This window comes from Bradyrhizobium sp. Ghvi (genome assembly GCF_900115265.1).
Classification (GTDB): domain Bacteria; phylum Pseudomonadota; class Alphaproteobacteria; order Rhizobiales; family Xanthobacteraceae; genus Bradyrhizobium.
On record NZ_FOVU01000001.1, the window covers coordinates 141,414 to 158,061 of the forward strand.

Genomic DNA, 16,648 nt, shown 5'->3' on the forward strand with positions numbered 1-16,648 from the left:
TCAGGCGAAAATCCTTAACGTCGGGCCTGACCCCAAAATGCCGAATCGTTTGCCAGATGCCGCCTGCGGAACCTCTTCACAACGCGCCTGAATTCACCGTCTCCGAGCTCTCCCACTCCCTGAAGCGGACGGTGGAGGACACCTATGGACATGTCCGGGTCCGCGGCGAGATCTCGGGCTTTCGCGGCGCCCATTCCTCCGGCCATTGCTATTTCGCGCTGAAGGACGAGAGCGCCAAGATCGAGGCGGTGATCTGGAAGGGCGTGCACGGGCGCATGCGCTTCAAGCCCCAGGAGGGGCTCGAGGTGATCGCGACCGGCAAGCTCACGACCTATCCCGGCTCGTCGAAATACCAGATCGTGATCGAGGCGCTGGAGCCGGCCGGCATCGGCGCGCTGATGGCGCTGATGGAGGAGCGCAAGAAGAAGCTCGCGGCCGAGGGCCTGTTCGACGAGGCGCGCAAGCAGCTGCTGCCATGGCTGCCCGAGGTGATCGGCGTCGTGACCTCGCCGACCGGCGCCGTGATCCGCGACATCCTGCACCGGCTGGAGGACCGCTTTCCCCGCCGCGTGCTGGTGTGGCCGGTGAAGGTGCAGGGCGAAGGCTCGGCCGAGCAGGTCGCGGCCGCGATCCGCGGCTTCAACGCGCTGCCGGAGGGCGGCAGGATTCCGCGGCCCGACGTGCTGATCGTCGCGCGCGGCGGCGGCTCGCTGGAGGATCTCTGGTCGTTCAACGAGGAGATCGTGGTGCGGGCAGCGGCCGAGAGCATGATCCCGCTGATCTCGGCGGTGGGACACGAGACCGACATCACGCTGATCGATTTCGTCGCCGACAAGCGCGCGCCGACGCCGACGGCGGCGGCCGAAATGGCCGTGCCGGTGCGCAGCGATCTGTTCGTCGAGGTCGCCGATCTGGCGCGGCGCACGCGGGCGTGCTGGCAGCGTGGCCATGAGAGCCGCCGCAACGAGTTGCGCGCGGCCGCGCGCGCGCTGCCGGCCGCGTCAGACCTGCTCGCGATCCCGAGGCAGCGGCTGGATTCGGCAGGCAGCGCCCTGCCCCGCGGGCTGAAGGCCAACACGCATGCACATTTCCGCAGGTTCACCGCGGCGAGCTCGAAACTGACCCTACGCGTGCTGCACGGCCAGATCGCGCAGGCCGATCATCGCCTCACCGTGTGCGGCGAGCGGCTCGGCCTGTCCGCGCGCTCGCTGCTGCGGCGACGGCGCGACCGCTTTGCCGGATTGGAAATGCGCCTGCGCGCCTCAAAGCTCTCCAATGCGCTAGCCCAGCGCAACGCGATTGCCCGCCAGCGCGAGCGCACGCATCGTCTCGCCGAGCGCGCCGGCCGCGCGCTGGTGACGCTGCTGCAGCGGCTGGACGCCCGCGTCGAGAACAGCGGCAAGCTGCTCTCCGCGCTGTCCTATCGCGGCGTGCTCGCCCGCGGCTTCGCGCTGGTGCGGGATGAGGCCGGGCATCCGCTGCATTCGGCTGACAGCGTGGGTCCCGGAGCGCGCGTCGAGATCGAGTTCGCGGATGGGCGCGTGGGTGCAACCGCGGATGCGGACCGGCCGGCGCCCGTGGCCAAGCGTGCGCCCTCGAAGGCTGCGCCGCAGGAGACCAAGCCGGCGCCGAAGCGCGTGGCCAAGCCGGTGGACCAGGGCAGCTTGTTCTAAGGCAAGAACCTCCTTGCTACCGCAGCTCTCTGAGCTAGCTCGTCATCCTGAGGTGCGAGTGGCGCGATGCAAAGCATCGCGCCGGGAGCCTCGAAGGATGAACAGCCGAGATGCAGACGGGCCGTCGCCCTTCGAGGCTCGCTGAAGAGGCGAGCACCTCAGGGTGACGGAACTAAGAAGCGCCCTTCAGCGGCAGGACAGTCCCGCGTCGATCGTGGTCCAGAAGCCGCAATGATCCGGCGCGCGCTCCGGCGAGCCGGCGTGGGCTTCGAACAGGAACACCGCGACCGTGAAGACGGTCAGCGCGGATGAGAAGAGGACGATGCGGTTGCGCATGAGAGATGCGTTTAGCCGATATCGTGGTCGAACTATGGCGCCCGCCTTCGCTTCTAGCGAGCTACGGCGTGGCAGCATGATCTTTTCGGAAAACCGCTGCACACTTTTCCGGATCACGCTCTATCGCGCCAGCCACTCCGCGACTTCCTTCTGCGAGTCCGCGCGCGCTTCGGAATCGGTGCCGAGATGGCCGTGCTCGGGCGCGGCGGCATCCGTGCTGCCGCTGGCGGCGTACACCGGTGTGTTGGCGCGGTCGAAATCGTGATAGGCGCCGGGATAGACCACGATGCGCGCGAGTGCGCTGCGGCCATGCGCGCCCTCCACCATCTGGCGGCAGGCCGGCGGTGAGGAGACGTCGTCATTGGCGCCGATCAAGAGCAGCGTCGGCACCCGCGTACTCCAGCCGAGACCGGCGGAGATCCGGCAATCCGGATAGAACGCGATCGCGGCGCGGAAATCCGGTGCCGCATCGCGGCTAGCGGCTTGCGGACGAACCGCCCAGAGCAGCGCGCTGGCGCCGTTGGCCCAGCCCATCAGGCTGACGCGGTTGCGCGCGACCCAATTCTGCTTCATCAGCCAGGCGCGCGAGGCCGCGATGTCGACGACGCGCTCGCGCCGCGCCTTGACGTGCATCTCCTTGACGCGGCATTGCGGCCCGAGTTCGCGCGAGCCGTAGCTGTCGGGCAACAGCACCGCATTGCCTGCCTTGAGCAGGCGCTCGGCCCAATCGCGATAACGCGGCAGGACGGAATCGGAACGACTGCCGAGGCCGCCACAGCCATGCAGCGCGATCACGGTCGGGAAGGGACCCGCCCCCTCCGGCTTGAACAGCTGCGCATGCAGCACGCCCGAGGACAGCGGTATCTCCACCTGCGCAGGCGCGGCTACCTGCGCGGCTTGCGCTGATGTCATCGAAAGCGTCAGGAACAGGGCGAAAAGGACGGGGCGCATCGGATTCAGTCGCAGGAGGTGCCGCACGGCCTCAAGCACTATCATGCGTAAACGGCGGCAAAACATCACAAACGAGTGGGTTTAACGGGCGGACAAGCCGCCCTATCTATGCTACATCCACGGCAACACATCGTGCCCCTCAAGGGCCATCCACGGAGACTTTCGACCGTGCTGAACAAGTTCGGCCCCTCGGGCCATGGCGAAGCGCAGGTGCAATATCTCGACGGCGATTTCCGCGTGATCTCGCCGGGAACGTTCGTGCGCTGCGCCATATCAGACACGCGGATCCCGCTCGACGAGCTGAAATACTGGAGCGTGGACCTGCAAGAGGCCTACGCCACGCCGGCCGCCGTGCTGCAACGGCATTTTCCCGGCGCGCCGAAGCCGCAATCGTGAGGCTCCGCCCACGTGGCTATTGCTGCGCGGAACCATCCGTGCCCACGCAAGTCTTGATCGCGCTCTTGCGCGCCTCGCCGACGAGCTTCTGATCGATCGCCTGCTTCAGGCAATCGAGCCGCGCCTGCGCCATGCAGAGCTGCATCTGGTCGCGCTTGTCCTGCCCCTGCAAATTCTGTGTCGCGCCGAGGCACGCCATGCGCTTGGTCGCGGGAACCGGCACTGTGGCGGGAGCAGCAGGAGCCGTCGTCGTTTGCGCAAACACCGGCGCAACGATCAGACATACAAGGCTGGCGGCAATGGCCGCAATCGGCAGTTTCATCGCAGTCTCCGGGGATCGCATGAGAGCGATAGAAGGTTGGCGATGAATGTCCGCTGAATAGCGAGGTGCCGGCGAGCGTCAGCGGGTTTGCCCAGCGCAAGGAGATCGGCGCCGGTGCGATCATCGTTTGTTGAAGCGCCGCTCTCGGAGCTGAAAGGTTTATCGGATTCTTCTACTGCAGCGTGACATCGAGGAGTCGTTGCACTCCGTGGTGAGTCATTTCGCGCTGTGGTTGGAATTTTTTCGCAGTTTGGCGCGCTCAAGTTGTTTGACGAAGTGCTGGTGAAACAGAGAGGTGCTATATTGCATGTTAGGTCACTGGCCCTGCTCTTTCATCGTACAGACAATCAAGTCAACCAAACGGCCTTCGAGCTTTGGAATTGGCGAAGTCTGTGAACGGGCTCATATCGAAGAGCCATCTGGCGGGCTACGATCACCAAGAAAATTCGCGGTGGAAGATGTCAAGTCAAACGATGGGGGTGCGCATGCCCGCCATATTCGAGCTGCTCTATCGTGAATATTGCCGCGCCCGTCTCGCTGAAATGCGAAAACAGCTTCTGATCACACCTGAAGGTGCTGAAGCTCTGGACGCCAAGCATCATCCCGCAGATCGGGATGACGATAACAAGATGGACACAGATCGCCGCGATCGCGCGCCGAACTGAAGCGGCCCGAAGACCGGCGATCACTCCCGCGTAGCATGACCAAGCAATTGGCAACGGTTTTGGGAGCCAACAATGAATACGCCCGAATTCTATACTCTCATGGTGGCTTCGGTCTCTTGCCTGACGATTGCCGGATTAATCGCCGCTGGGGCGTGGTGAGCATGACCGACTGCTGACGCCTGAGCGCGGGCCGCCGCTGACCAGCACGCGGCGCACGGTCGGCGGTCGATCAGAGAGCTTCGTCTCGCGTTGTGATGTTTTGCTGTGAAACGCGAAGCGTTGCCGCCGCCTGGGTCGATTGCGGCGGCTTCGCCTCAGATCCGGATGTCAGCTTCCGGGCGGAGTATAAGAAGAACGCAGCTTCGCCGCGTTCTGGCGCACCTGCTTGATCTCGTCCTGCGTGAACAAGCGCGTCAATTTCACGTTCTGCAGGGTGCCCGCCGTCACGGTCAGACCGGAGATCGCCGGGGCCGCACCCGGGTCGGGCACGTCGAAAATCACCAGAACGCCTGGGCCATCGGCCGCGACGCTGTACATCGAAATCAGCTTTCCGCCGGCCGCCTCGATGAGTTTTCTCGCCGCTTCCTGGCGATTGGTCGTAGGATTCTCCAAAATGGCATTGAGAGCGCGTGGTGTGTATTGTCCGGTGAGGCAAAAATGCATGGCATGTTCTCCTCTGAGCTTTTGGCAATAGCTTTCCGTGCCGTTCCGAATTCGTCGTTACGGCCATCGCGTCTGAAATGATGAAGATACATTGCCCGCCGTGGGCATAAACGCCGCCGATAATTCCCGGAAGTTCGGCACGTCCCGGTGGCGGCTCTGCTCGGAGGCTACATCAACTCCCGTACACGCGGAAGAGGATTCGCAGCGGCGACGTGTCGCTTCTTCGGGTTACGGCAGAGACGTTGCCCGACGTGCGAGATCAACGCGCGCTGAATCGCCGCTCGCGCGATTTGTACAGATGATCACCAATCAATTGCCGCAGCTTTTCCGGTTCATCGAACTCGAGCTGGACAGCGAACGGCACGATGCAATTTTGCACGTCTTCGCGGCCGCGAAGGCGCGCGAGGTCCTTCTCTGTCGTGACCAACGTGAGCTGCTCGCGCTGGGCATCCGCGGCAAGCGCGGCAATCTCGGCTTGCGAAAACACGTGGTGGTCGGCGAAGGGCCGCGTGCTGATAACCTCGATGCCGCAGGCACGAAGCGTGCGAAAGAAACGTTCGGGATCGCCGATGCCGGCGAAGGCAAGCACGCGCTTGCCGAACAGCTGCGCGAGCGAGGCCGCATCGGGCTTGAGATGCGCCCGCAGCACCGGCTTGTTGCGCGCGGACATCTTCGTCGCGACTTGATCGGCGGCATGGCCGTCGCCGATCAGCACCAGCGCGTCGGTGCGCGCGAGCTGCGCTCTGAGCGGCGCGCGCAGGGGACCCGCGGGAAACACCTTGCCATTGCCGAGGCCGCGCTCGCCGTCGATCACGATCAGCGAGGCATCCTTGAGCAGTTTTGGATTCTGGAAGCCGTCATCCATCAGGATCACGGTGGCGCCTTGCGACTTCGCCAGTGCAACGCCGTCGAGGCGATCGCGTGCCACCGCAACGGGGACATCACGCGCCATCATCAGCGGCTCGTCGCCGACATCGGACGCGGTGTGACGTTCGCGGTCGACCATGACGGGGCCGTGCAAGCGCCCGCCATAGCCGCGGCTGAGCACGACAGGTGTTTCGCCGAGCTCGCGCAGCAACTTGGTCAGCGCCAGCACCGTCGGCGTCTTGCCGGCGCCGCCGACATGGTAATTGCCGACGCAGAGCACGGGGATGCCGGCGTCAAAGCCTTTGCGCGCCATGCGGTGCGCGGTGATGGCGCCATAGAGCGCGCCGAGCGGGCTGAGCAGGAGCGACTTCGGGGAACGCGGCCGGTACCAGAAGGCCGGCTCACGCATTGGCGGCTCCCATCTCGATCCGCAACTGCATCAGATACGGCTCGAGCGCCGCCATGGTGCGGTCGAGCGCGCCGCCGAGCTCCTCGACCACGCCAGCGCCCGCGCGCTGCATCTTGTCGCGCACGCCGGGATCGGCGAGCAACAGGCCGAGCTGCTTGACCAGCGCCTCCTGCGTGTCGGCCACGCGCGCGCCGCCGCTTTGATCGAGTGCCTCATAGACATCGGAGAAGTTGAAGACGTTCGGACCATGGACAATGGCCGCCCCCAACTTGATCGCTTCGATCGGATTCTGGCCGCCATGGCGGATCAGCGATCCGCCCATGAACACGATGGGCGAAAGACGATAGAACAGGCCGAGCTCACCCATGGTGTCGGCGACATAGATGTCGGTGGCGGCCGTCGGCAGCTCGTCGCGCGAGCGCAAGGCGGGCTTCAGGCCGGACGCCGTGACCAGTCCCGCGATCGAGGAGCCGCGATCCGGATGCCGCGGCACGATGACGGTCAAAAGCTGCGGGAAGATCCCGACCAGCCCGCGATGCGCCGCAATCAGCATCTCGTCCTCGCCCGGGTGGGTCGAGGCTGCGACGATGATCGGGCGTCCCCGCGTCATCATCATCAGCCGTTCGAGCTTGGCGGGATCGGCCGGCGGCGCCGGCACGTCGAGCTTGAGATTGCCTGTCGTCACGACGTCGCGGCTGCCGAGCGTGGAGAAACGTTCGGCGTCTAGCTTCGACTGCGCGAGGCAGATGTCGAAGCGCGACAACAGTGCCGAGATGGTGCCGTGCATCCGCCGCCAGCGCGGGAACGAACGCGGCGACATCCGCCCGTTGATCAGCACCATCGGCACCCGGCGCGCCGCGCCGGCCAGGATCAGGTTCGGCCAGAGGTCGGATTCGATGAACAGCGCCAGCGACGGCTTCCAGTGGTCGAGGAAGCGCGCGACATAGCGCGGGGAATCATACGGCACGTATTGATGGATGACGTCCGGCGGAAAGCGTTTTGCGACCACGGCGGCCGAGGTGACCGTGCCCGAGGTGAGCAGGATGCGCAGGTTGAGTTCGCGCAGGCGTCCGATCAGCGCGGCGGCGGCCAGCACCTCGCCCACGCTGGCGCCGTGGATCCAGACCAGCGGGCCATGCGGCCGGACGTCCCGTGACAGGCCGCGCCGTTCGCCGACGCGCGCGGGATCTTCCTTGCCCTGCTTCAGCCGCCGCTTGATCAGCGCGGGCGCGAGCGGCACGAGGCCGGTGGCCAGGCGCCGATACATCCGCAGCGTCATCGGCAGCGAACTAGCCATCGGCAGGCCCCGGACGGCCGAGCTGAGCATAGGCGCGGCGGGTGGCCTCGTTCAGCGTCTCTTCCAGCTCCAGCCGCAGCGTTTCCATCATGGCGGCATCGGCATGCGCGGGAACGTGGATTTCCTTGATGCCGACCAGGGCGCCCCGCCCGAACGGCAGGTTGATGGTGGTGCGGTCCCAGTTCTTGAGCCGGATGAAGCGGCTGGTCGCCATCGCAAAAGGCATGATCGGCCGCCCCGATTCCCGTGCCAGCATGATGATGCCGAGCCCGGCCACGCGCGCGCGCTTGGGGACATCGGCGGTCAGCGCGACATTACAACCGTCCTCGAGCGTTCGCACCATCTCCTTGAAGGCGCCGACGCCACCTTTGCGGTGGAAAGCGCTGCCGTGATCGCCGGAACCCCTGATAAGGCCGATGCCGAGCCGCTCCACCGCGATGGCATTGAACTCGCCGTCGCGGTGACGGGAGATCAGGACCTTGGCGCGGTAGGAGTCCTTGTTCTTGATGAACGGGGTGAGGAAATGCTGGCCGTGCCAGAAGGCGAAGATGGCGGGGATCTGCGGCTCGACGATGTCATAGACGTCGGGCGGATCGAAGGTGAACTTGTTGGTCCGCCAGACGAGACGCAGATATTCGGCCGCCAGAAACCCGACGGCACGCTGAAACCAGCTGCTTCGCAGCGTATTGCGAAGCAGTCTTTTCAACGCGCCGGTTCTTGATTCGGGTCGAGCAGACGGTGGAGATGGACGATGAAATAGCGCATCTGCGCGTTGTCGACCGTGCTCTGCGCCTTGGCGCGCCAGGCGGCGTGGGCGGTGGCATAGTTCGGATAGAGGCCGACGATCTCGACCTCGTCGAGGTTCTTGAAGACGTTTTGCTCGAGATCGACGAGCTCGCCGCCGATCACGAGATGAAGCAGTTGCTGCGGGGCACTATCTGGCATGAGTTCTGTTCCTAAGAGGCTGCCCGGCAAAGCAGTGGTCGACAAGGACGCCGACAAGCGCTTCAGGGCAAGGGACGGTTTCGAAAATGCGCGACAATGCTCGCATGACGATCGCGTCCCGCTGCCACCAGCACCCCGTGCGTCACTTCCCGACGATTATAAAGGATGGGATCTCCGGAGAGGCCGCTCATCCTACCATCCGCTTCCTGCACGATCAAATCGGCCGCCGCAAGGTCCCAATCATGGCTGTTGCCCCCGGCAAAAGCCGCATCCAGCCCGCCATGGGCGACCCGGCACAGGCGGAGCGCCAGCGAGCCGATTCGCGGATGCAGCTTGATCTCGCCCAGTGACGGCTTCAGCCGCTCGACCAGCGGTTTCGGGCCCGCGACGCGCGAGAAATCGAGCGCGGCGCCTTGCGTCGCCCGGACCGGGATGTCGTTGAGCAGCGTGCCCCGGCCGCGGGCGGCGAAGAAGAACTCATTGGTAACAGGCGCGAACACGGCGGCGAGAATCGGCGAGGCATCCTCGATCAGCGCGACGCTGACGCACCAGTCGTCATGGCCGTTGAGATAATTGCGGGTGCCGTCGATGGGATCGACCACCCAGGTCAGCCGCCGCGACAACCGCGTGGAATCGTCGGCGCTCTCTTCCGACAGCCAGCCATAATCCGGCGTGGCACCGCGCAGGCGTGCTTCGAGCAGATCATTGACGGCGATGTCGGCCTCCGAGACCGGCGAGGACGCGCCCTTGGTCCACTTCTTCAACTCGGTGCGGAACATCGACTGCGCCAGTGCGCCGGCCTCCCGCACCGTGTCTTGCAGCAGCGCTGCGTCGCGCGTCAGAACGTTTGCGTCGGAAAAGTCAGCGTCCGCCAAGCGTCAATCCCTCGATGCGCACCGTCGGCGCATTGATGCCGTAGCGGAACTCGAGATTGTTGGCCGGCTGCATCGACTTGAAGATCTCGAACAGGTGGCCGGCGATCGTCACCTCGCTGACGGGATAGGTGAGCTCGCCATTCTCGATCCAGAAGCCGGAGGCGCCGCGGCTGTAGTCGCCGGTGACGCCGTTGACCCCGGAGCCGATCAGATCGGTAACGTAGAAGCCCTGGCCGATGTCGGCGATCAGCTCGGCCGGCGTCGGTGTGCCGGCTTCGAGATGCAGATTGTAGGGTCCCGGCGACGGCGAGGACGAAACGCCGCGATGGGCGTGGCCGGTGGTGGTGAGCCCGAGCTCGCGCGCGGTGGCGCAATCCAACAGCCAGGTCGTCAGCACGCCTTCGTCGACCAGCGCGATTGTTTTCACCGCAACGCCCTCGGCATCGAACGTCTGCGAGCGCAGGCCGCGCTTGCGCAGGGGATCGTCGATGATGCGGATGTTCTTGGCGAACAGCTGCTGGCCGAGCTTGTCCTTGAGGAAGCTGGTCTTGCGCGCGATCGAGGCGCCGTTGATCGCCCCGACGAGATGGCCGACCAGCGAGCCCGCAACGCGCGGGTCGAACACCACGGGCACCTTGCAGGTCTCGACCTTGCGCGGATTATAGCGCGCCACCGTGCGTTCGCCGGCGGAACGGCCGACGGCTTGTGGCGACAGCAGATCGGCGCCGTGCGGTGCCGAAGTGAAGTCGTAGTCGCGCTCCATGCTGGTGCCTTCGCCGGCGATTGCGGTCGCCGAAATACCCTGGCTGGAGCGCAGGTACGAGCCGTGGAAACCTGTGGAGGTGACGAGCACCATGCCGCCGATGCCTGATGACGCCGAGGCGCCGCCGGATTTCGACACGCCCTTCACGGCAAGCGCAGCAGCCTCGGCCTCCAGCGCGCGGCGTTCGAGCTCGGCGGTTGCGGGCACGTTGGGATCGAGCAGATCGAGATCGGGGAAATCGCGCGCGAGCAGCGCGGGGTCGGCAAGGCCGACATATTTGTCGGATGGAGCGACACGAGCCATCGCGACGGCGCGCTCGGCCAGCTTGGTGACGGCATCGCCGCTGACATCGTTGGTCGAGACCACGGCCTGGCGCTGGCCGACCAGCACGCGCAGGCCGACATCGTCGCCTTCGGACCGCTCGGACTCCTCGACGCGGCCGTCGCGCACTTCGACTCCTTGCGAGATGCCGCGCACCGCGACCGCATCGGCGGCATCCGCGCCGGCGCGCTTCGCCGCCTCGACCAGACGCTGAGCGAGATCCGAGAGGGCGGACTGATCGAACAGGTCGCGGTTGGCTTTGGGCGAAAGCGTCGAGCTTGGTGAAGGGTTCACAAACGAAATCCTGTTGAGGCGGGGGTTCGGGACCGGAACCCACAGATGTGCCCTGATGGCGCGGACTTCAAGCATTTTCCGCCCGCAGAAAGCTCAGATTCGCAGCTCTCGCGCAACGTCTCGTCAATCATGTGCGCCAAGGTCTTGTCAATCATGCGGCCCGGTGACGCTGGATTAACCAGCCTTTTTAAGCGGTTTCGGAAAGCCCTGCGCTAAGGTCCTCGCATCGACCGGGAACATAATCCTGGCGGGGAGAATGAAAGCCGTGAGGCGTCAAACATCAACATGCGGGGTCAACCCCGCCGGGTCGAGCCGCAACTTGCGGCTCGACCCTCTTTCCCTTCCGGTCCGCTTCGACGCGCATGATCCGCGCGCCGACGGCTACACGAGGCAGATCGAGCTTCATCGCGAACGCGTCGTGCTGCGCCGTGCCGTTCGCGGCATGCAGATGGCGATCAACGTGCGCGTCAGCGACTTCACCGGCGTGGCGCTGCGCGGCAACGACGAGGCGCAGGCCCTCGTGCTGGTCCATCGCGATCCCTCCTTGTCCGTTCCGCTGCTGGTCGGCGTCGATGGCGACGAACTCACGCAAGCCTGGGCGATCTGGAGCGAGATCTTTGCGCTGCCGCAGCTCGACGAAGGCGCCCGCAAACCGGCAGCCCGCCGCCGCCGCGCCAATGCGATCCGCGCCCGCCGTCCGAAATTCCTGATGCGCCGCCGTACCGCCATGACGCGCGAGCTGCCGGTTCATCGCGAAGAACGCGAGATCATCGCAAGGAATTGAGCGAAGCTAGGCCGCCCGCATCACCGCGTCGGCCAGCAATCCCGCAAACAGCAACGAGCCCGCATATTTGTTCGAATAGAATAGTCGCTTGCACAGCTCGGGATCGTCGATCCTGAGGCGCATGATCTGCGAGCCCAGATGCACGGCGAAAGCCGCAAGCCCGAACCAGGCCGGCCAGCGTGCATCGCCTGACGCCAGAGCGACACCGATCAGTATCACCGACAAGCCGTAGAACAGGATCAGTGCCTGGTGCGTGTGTACGCCGAACAGGCGCGCGGTGGACTTGATGCCAATCAGCGCGTCGTCCTCGGCATCTTGATGCGCATAGATGGTGTCATAGCCGATCACCCAGGAAATCGCGCCGGCATAGAGCACGAGCGCAGTGACGTCGATGCGTCCGAAGGTGACCGCGAAGCCCATCAATGCGCCCCAGGAAAAGGCGAGCCCGAGCACGATCTGCGGCCACCAGGTGATGCGCTTCATGAAGGGATAGATCGCGACGATCAGAAGCGAAGCAATGCCGGTCAAGACCGCGAAGCGATTGAACTGAAGCAGCACAACGAGCCCTATCAGGGCCTGCGCGACCATGAAGGTCAGCGCCTGCTTCGTGGTCACCTGCCCCGACGGCAGCGGCCGCGAGCGGGTGCGCTCGACCTTGTCGTCGAGGTCGCGGTCGGTGATGTCGTTCCAGGTGCAGCCAGCGCCGCGCATGACGAAGGCGCCGATGAAGAACAACACGATCATCAGCGGCAGGCCGCGGACGTCGTGCGCCATGCCGCTCGCGAGAGCGGCCGACCACCAGCACGGCATCAACAGAAGCCAGGATCCGATCGGACGGTCGAAGCGGGCCAGGCGCAGATACGGCCTGGCCCATTGCGGCGCGAGCGTATCGACCCAGTTGCCGGTCGAATCGGCAACACGGGCTGATGCGCTAGTGCCCACTTTTCGAAGTTCGTATTCCATCGCTGCGATTCCGGTACGAACTTCGAAAACTATAAGGGCACTAGCTATGAATCACAGCTCACGTGCCGTTTATCGATTTGAAGTTCCTGGAAGGAGTTCACGGCAGGCGCTGCAGGAACTTCAAATCGGCGGGCACGTGGCTCATCGGGTGAGGACGTTGCCGTTGAGCGTGTCGAAGGTGCTGCCGCCCTTCTTGCCGACATTGACTTCCGGCGCCGAGCCCGATCCCACCACCTCGCTCAGCGACGGGCCCGCCGGGCCGCGCGGCTGGCTCGCCATCTGCTGGGCGACGTTGCAGACCTTTGTCTGCATAGCCTCGGTATTCTTGTGACCGCCCTTCAACTGCTCGCCGACACTCGGCGGGATTCCGCATTTGGCGGCATGGGACTCGACGTATTTGATCATCTTGAGCTCGGCTTGGCCGAAGTTCTTGATCAACTTGCAAGCTTCGTCAGGCGAAGCGTGACGGTCGCTCGCGGCCTTGATCAACTTGCCGCGCTTCTCGGCTTCCTCCCGGAGGGGCGTGAACGCCTTCATACAATCTTCACCCGGACCGGCCTGCGTCGGCGGGGCAGCGCTGAAAGCGCCGGCGCCACCGAGGGGCGCTGCGCCGTTGACCGGGAACGAGGCCTGTGGCGGGGCGCCGACGGAGGCGACCGGCGCGCGGCCGTTCACAGGCGGAAATGCGGGATCGGCTGCGGCCTGGCCCGGCAGCGGCGCCGGGAATCCCTGGGCATGCGCGCCCGCGGCCCCCATGATGACCATGGCGGCAGTAATCGGAACCATCAAACGACGGATTATCAAGATAGTCTCTCCGGCAGGAGCTTACGGGGTTCGGCGTCTTCCAATTGAAGCGCAACCAGCGTGCGCGCGATTTTACGATTCCCGCCGAGGCTTAACAACCCGTTGAATAGGGCAAGAGCGCGGCGCGCCGACGCAGCATTTCGGCAATATTTGCCCCCGAACCGACCGCTTTCGGTTAAGAACGGCGGCAAATCGGACTTTTGACCAATGCCCTCCCACGATTTTCGCGCCCCCCGCCTGTTCGTCGACGCCCCCCTGGCCCAGGACGCCAGGATCGCCCTCGACCGCGACCAGAGCAACTATCTCGGCAATGTGCTGCGGCTTTCCGCCGGGGCCGAGGTGCTGGCCTTCAATGGCCGCGACGGCGAATGGCAGGCCGCAATCGAAGGCCGCAAGCGGCCGGATGGCCTCGTCATCCTGCAGCCGACCCGGCCCCAGGACCGCCTGCCCGACCTCGCCTACGTCTTCGCCCCGCTCAAGCATGCCCGGCTCGACTACATGGTCCAGAAGGCCATCGAGATGGGCGCTGCCAGCTTGCGGCCGGTCCTGACCCGGTTCACGCAAGCCTCCCGGGTCAACACCGAGCGAATGCGCGCCAATGTGGTCGAGGCGGCCGAGCAATGTGGCATTTTGAGCATCGCCACTGTCGCCGAACCCATGCCGCTGGAGCGTTACCTCAGCCAGCGCCCGGCCGACCGCCTGCTGATCTTCTGCGATGAGGCAGCCGAGCTCGAAAACCCGATCCAGAGCCTGCAAAGCGCCCGTGAGCCCGGACAAGGTATCGACGTCCTGATCGGACCCGAGGGCGGCTTCGCCGAGGACGAACGGGCCCTGCTGCTGCGCCAGCCGAAGATCCTGCGGCTGGCGCTCGGCCCGCGGATCATGCGGGCTGACACCGCCGCTGTGGCGGCGCTGGCGCTGGTGCAGGCGGTGCTGGGCGATTGGGGCGGCAAAACCGCCTGATCCCGTGCGTTGCCCCGCCGTTAAGCGATTGATCCTTTGGAGGTCGAAACCGGTTTCGGGCCATGCTAAGGGCTGCGCCAACTCGTCTCCCCTTCCCCCTGCCCGGTTCCACCGGGACGATGGACCCCTGTGATGACCGCGACTGCCACCTCAAATGCTGCCGGCTCCGCCTGGGCGGATACGCTGCTGTTGTCGTTTGCGCAGGCCGGCTACGTCAGGGCCGAACCGGCGATCCTGCAGCCAGCCGAGCCGTTCCTCGACCTGTCCGGCGAGGATATCCGCAAGAGCCTCTATTTGACGACCGACCTGTCCGGCGAGGAGCTCTGCCTGCGCCCCGACCTGACGATCCCGGTGGCGCGCGACTACCTCGCCTCCGGCCGCGCCGGCGAGCCGGCCGGATTCAGCTATCTGGGTCCCGTGTTCCGCTACCGCGGTGGCCAGCCCAGCGAATTCCTCCAGGCCGGCATCGAATCGTTCGGCCGCCAGGACCGTGCCGCCGCCGATGCCGAGACCCTGGCGCTGGCGCTGGAGGCGACCGCTGCCTTCGGCGTGCGCGACGTCGAGATCCGCACCGGAGACGTGGCGCTGTTCAATGCGCTGCTCGACGCGCTCAACCTTTATCCGGTCTGGCGCCGCCGTTTGGTCAAGGACTTCAACCGCAAGATCAGCCTGGAGCAGGATCTGGAGCGGCTGGCGGCTGCGACCACTGCGACCCGCAGCGAATATGAGGGCGTGCTGGCCGCGCTCGCCGGCTCCGACCGCAAGGCGGCGCTGGCTTTCGTCACCGATCTGATGTCGATAGCCGGCACCACCAATGTCGGCGGCCGCACCACGGCCGAGATCGCGGACCGCTTCCTCGAACAGTCGACGCTGAAGGGCGGCGCGCTGCCGCGCGAAGCAATCGCGGTGCTGAAGCGCTTCCTCTCGATCACGGGCAATCCGGACGAGGCCGTCGCGGAGCTGCGCGCGCTCACCACCGACGCAAAGCTCGACCTTGCCGGCGCGATCGACCAGTTCGAAAGCCGGGTCGGCTTCATGGCGGCGCGCGGCATCGAGGTGAAGACCACGCGTTTCTCGACCGCGTTCGGCCGCGGGCTCGACTATTACACCGGCTTTGAATTCGAGCTGCATCACAGGGGCAACGGCGCCGAACCGCTGGTCGCCGGCGGCCGCTATGATGGATTGATGACCCAGCTCGGATCGCCGGCTCCGATTCCGGCGGTCGGCTTCTCGGTCTGGGTCGACGCGCTGACCCGGATCGGGCGCAAGGTGGGAGCTTAAGCCATGAGCGCGCCATTCGTTCTGGCCGTTCCCTCCAAGGGCCGCCTTCAGGAAAACGCGGAAGGGTTCTTCGCCCGCGCAGGGCTCAAGCTGTCGAAGGCCGGCGGCGCCCGCGACTATCGCGGCACGATCGCGGGTCTCGAAAACGTCGAGGTGGCCTATCTCTCGGCGAGCGAGATCGCCTCGCAATTGTCCCGCGGCTTTGCGCATCTCGGCGTCACCGGCGAAGATCTGGTGCGAGAGACCATCGCAGACGCCGACAAGCACGTGTCCCTGATCGACGGGCTCGGCTTCGGCTATGCCGACGTCGTGGTCGCGGTACCGCAAGCGTGGATCGACGTTCGCACCATGGCGGATCTCGACGACGTCACCACCGGCTTCCGCGAGCAGCATCACATGCGGATGCGGGTCGCGACCAAGTTCGTCAACCTGACCCGCACCTTCTTCCAGACCCACGGCATCACCGATTACCGCATTGTCGAGAGCGCGGGTGCCACCGAAGGCGCGCCGGCGGCCGGCAGCGCCGAGCTGATCGTCGACATCACCACCACGGGCGCGACGCTCGCCGCCAACGGCTTGCGCGTGCTCGACGACGGCGTGATGTTGCGCAGCCAGGCCAACCTGGTCGCCTCAAAGCACGCCGACTGGTCGCCGCAGGCGATGGAAACCGCGCGTGTGATCCTCGACCACATCGCGGCACGGGCGCGCGCCAACAAATATCGCGAAGTGCGAACCCGATTCCGGCAATGCGATGCCGCCCTTCTTGGCGAAGCGCACAGCCGGTTCGGCGTCGAAGCCCCGTTCGGCGGACCGACCTCGTCGGGCATGCTGACGCTGCACTGCCCGCCGGGCCAGCTCTATGCGCTGGCGAGCTTCCTGCGCGAGCATGGCGCCGAGACCGTCTCGGTGGTCTCGCTCGACTACGTGTTCGACCGGGAGAATCCGCTGTTCGCCAAGCTCGAGGCGTTCCTGCGGCGGTGAACCCCAAAGTTGTTGAGCTGTTCCGTTCAGCGTAGCGACAGCAAACGGCAGCTACCATATGCTGTTGAGATGACCTTGAACGCCTCGGGAACCTT

At 65.4% G+C, this 16,648-nt stretch carries 19 protein-coding genes; 7 read left to right on the top strand and 12 right to left on the bottom strand.

Going from position 1 to position 16,648, the window contains the following annotated elements; translation table 11 throughout:
* Positions 1–56 precede the first annotated feature (56 nt).
* Positions 57–1,673, top strand: a complete 1,617-nt coding sequence (gene xseA, locus BM374_RS00680; protein WP_092288683.1) for an exodeoxyribonuclease VII large subunit — start codon at positions 57–59, stop codon at positions 1,671–1,673.
* A gap of 186 nt (positions 1,674–1,859) precedes the next feature.
* Here the strand turns inward: xseA and BM374_RS00685 are convergent, their stop codons facing one another.
* Both BM374_RS00685 and BM374_RS00690 read right to left on the bottom strand, forming a co-directional pair.
* Positions 1,860–2,009: a hypothetical protein gene (locus BM374_RS00685; protein WP_177248024.1), complete on the bottom strand. Its 150-nt coding sequence runs from the start codon at positions 2,007–2,009 to the stop codon at positions 1,860–1,862.
* 120 nt (positions 2,010–2,129) lie between these two features.
* Positions 2,130–2,960 (bottom strand): dienelactone hydrolase family protein, encoded by an 831-nt coding sequence (locus BM374_RS00690; RefSeq protein WP_177248025.1) that lies wholly within the window; start codon positions 2,958–2,960, stop codon positions 2,130–2,132.
* A gap of 168 nt (positions 2,961–3,128) precedes the next feature.
* Here BM374_RS00690 and BM374_RS00695 point away from each other — a divergent pair, with 168 nt between their 5' ends.
* A complete protein-coding gene (locus BM374_RS00695; protein WP_092288685.1) occupies positions 3,129–3,356 on the top strand; it encodes a DUF2093 domain-containing protein in 228 nt (75 codons plus the stop codon).
* Between the two features lie 16 nt (positions 3,357–3,372).
* Here BM374_RS00695 and BM374_RS00700 read toward each other — a convergent pair whose 3' ends face one another.
* Entirely contained in the window at positions 3,373–3,678 is a 306-nt protein-coding gene (locus tag BM374_RS00700) for a hypothetical protein (RefSeq protein WP_092288686.1), read from the bottom strand.
* A 392-nt stretch (positions 3,679–4,070) separates the two neighbouring features.
* On the opposite strand from BM374_RS00700, the gene BM374_RS00705 reads away from it, so the two are divergent.
* Entirely contained in the window at positions 4,071–4,343 is a 273-nt protein-coding gene (locus BM374_RS00705) for a hypothetical protein (RefSeq protein WP_244552504.1), read from the top strand.
* A 327-nt stretch (positions 4,344–4,670) separates the two neighbouring features.
* Here BM374_RS00705 and BM374_RS00710 read toward each other — a convergent pair whose 3' ends face one another.
* The 7 genes from BM374_RS00710 to BM374_RS00740 all read right to left on the bottom strand — a co-directional run bounded on the left by BM374_RS00710 (position 4,671) and on the right by BM374_RS00740 (position 10,777).
* A complete protein-coding gene (locus BM374_RS00710) occupies positions 4,671–5,006 on the bottom strand; it encodes a GYD domain-containing protein (RefSeq protein WP_092288688.1) in 336 nt (111 codons plus the stop codon).
* Between the two features lie 259 nt (positions 5,007–5,265).
* On the bottom strand, positions 5,266–6,282 hold the full coding sequence (lpxK, locus tag BM374_RS00715; protein WP_092288689.1) for a tetraacyldisaccharide 4'-kinase: 1,017 nt from the start codon (positions 6,280–6,282) through the stop codon (positions 5,266–5,268).
* Positions 6,275–7,609 (bottom strand): 3-deoxy-D-manno-octulosonic acid transferase, encoded by a 1,335-nt coding sequence (locus BM374_RS00720; protein ID WP_092288690.1) that lies wholly within the window; start codon positions 7,607–7,609, stop codon positions 6,275–6,277. The genes lpxK and BM374_RS00720 overlap by 8 nt, the downstream gene beginning before the upstream one ends.
* On the bottom strand, positions 7,572–8,285 hold the full coding sequence (locus tag BM374_RS00725) for a lysophospholipid acyltransferase family protein (RefSeq protein ID WP_092288691.1): 714 nt from the start codon (positions 8,283–8,285) through the stop codon (positions 7,572–7,574). Before BM374_RS00725 ends, BM374_RS00720 begins: the two co-directional genes overlap by 38 nt.
* On the bottom strand, positions 8,282–8,524 hold the full coding sequence (locus tag BM374_RS00730; protein ID WP_092288692.1) for a DUF4170 domain-containing protein: 243 nt from the start codon (positions 8,522–8,524) through the stop codon (positions 8,282–8,284). The genes BM374_RS00725 and BM374_RS00730 overlap by 4 nt, the downstream gene beginning before the upstream one ends.
* A 62-nt stretch (positions 8,525–8,586) precedes the next feature.
* A complete protein-coding gene (locus tag BM374_RS00735) occupies positions 8,587–9,399 on the bottom strand; it encodes a 3'(2'),5'-bisphosphate nucleotidase CysQ (protein ID WP_092288693.1) in 813 nt (270 codons plus the stop codon).
* Positions 9,386–10,777, bottom strand: coding sequence for a TldD/PmbA family protein (locus BM374_RS00740; RefSeq protein ID WP_092288694.1), 1,392 nt, complete (start codon positions 10,775–10,777; stop codon positions 9,386–9,388). Before BM374_RS00740 ends, BM374_RS00735 begins: the two co-directional genes overlap by 14 nt.
* A gap of 265 nt (positions 10,778–11,042) precedes the next feature.
* Here BM374_RS00740 and BM374_RS00745 point away from each other — a divergent pair, with 265 nt between their 5' ends.
* Entirely contained in the window at positions 11,043–11,561 is a 519-nt protein-coding gene (locus tag BM374_RS00745; RefSeq protein WP_092290088.1) for a DUF6101 family protein, read from the top strand.
* A 6-nt stretch (positions 11,562–11,567) separates the two neighbouring features.
* Here the strand turns inward: BM374_RS00745 and ubiA are convergent, their stop codons facing one another.
* Positions 11,568–12,524 (bottom strand): 4-hydroxybenzoate octaprenyltransferase, encoded by a 957-nt coding sequence (ubiA, locus tag BM374_RS00750; protein WP_092288695.1) that lies wholly within the window; start codon positions 12,522–12,524, stop codon positions 11,568–11,570.
* 141 nt (positions 12,525–12,665) lie between these two features.
* A complete protein-coding gene (locus BM374_RS00755) occupies positions 12,666–13,325 on the bottom strand; it encodes a hypothetical protein (RefSeq protein WP_092290090.1) in 660 nt (219 codons plus the stop codon).
* Between the two features lie 210 nt (positions 13,326–13,535).
* Here BM374_RS00755 and BM374_RS00760 point away from each other — a divergent pair, with 210 nt between their 5' ends.
* The 3 genes from BM374_RS00760 (at position 13,536) to hisG (ending at position 16,553) form a co-directional block, all read left to right on the top strand.
* Positions 13,536–14,291, top strand: a complete 756-nt coding sequence (locus BM374_RS00760; RefSeq protein WP_092288696.1) for a 16S rRNA (uracil(1498)-N(3))-methyltransferase — start codon at positions 13,536–13,538, stop codon at positions 14,289–14,291.
* Between the two features lie 132 nt (positions 14,292–14,423).
* Entirely contained in the window at positions 14,424–15,572 is a 1,149-nt protein-coding gene (locus BM374_RS00765; RefSeq protein WP_092288697.1) for an ATP phosphoribosyltransferase regulatory subunit, read from the top strand.
* A gap of 3 nt (positions 15,573–15,575) precedes the next feature.
* On the top strand, positions 15,576–16,553 hold the full coding sequence (gene hisG, locus BM374_RS00770) for an ATP phosphoribosyltransferase (protein WP_092288698.1): 978 nt from the start codon (positions 15,576–15,578) through the stop codon (positions 16,551–16,553).
* Positions 16,554–16,648: the final 95 nt, after the last annotated feature.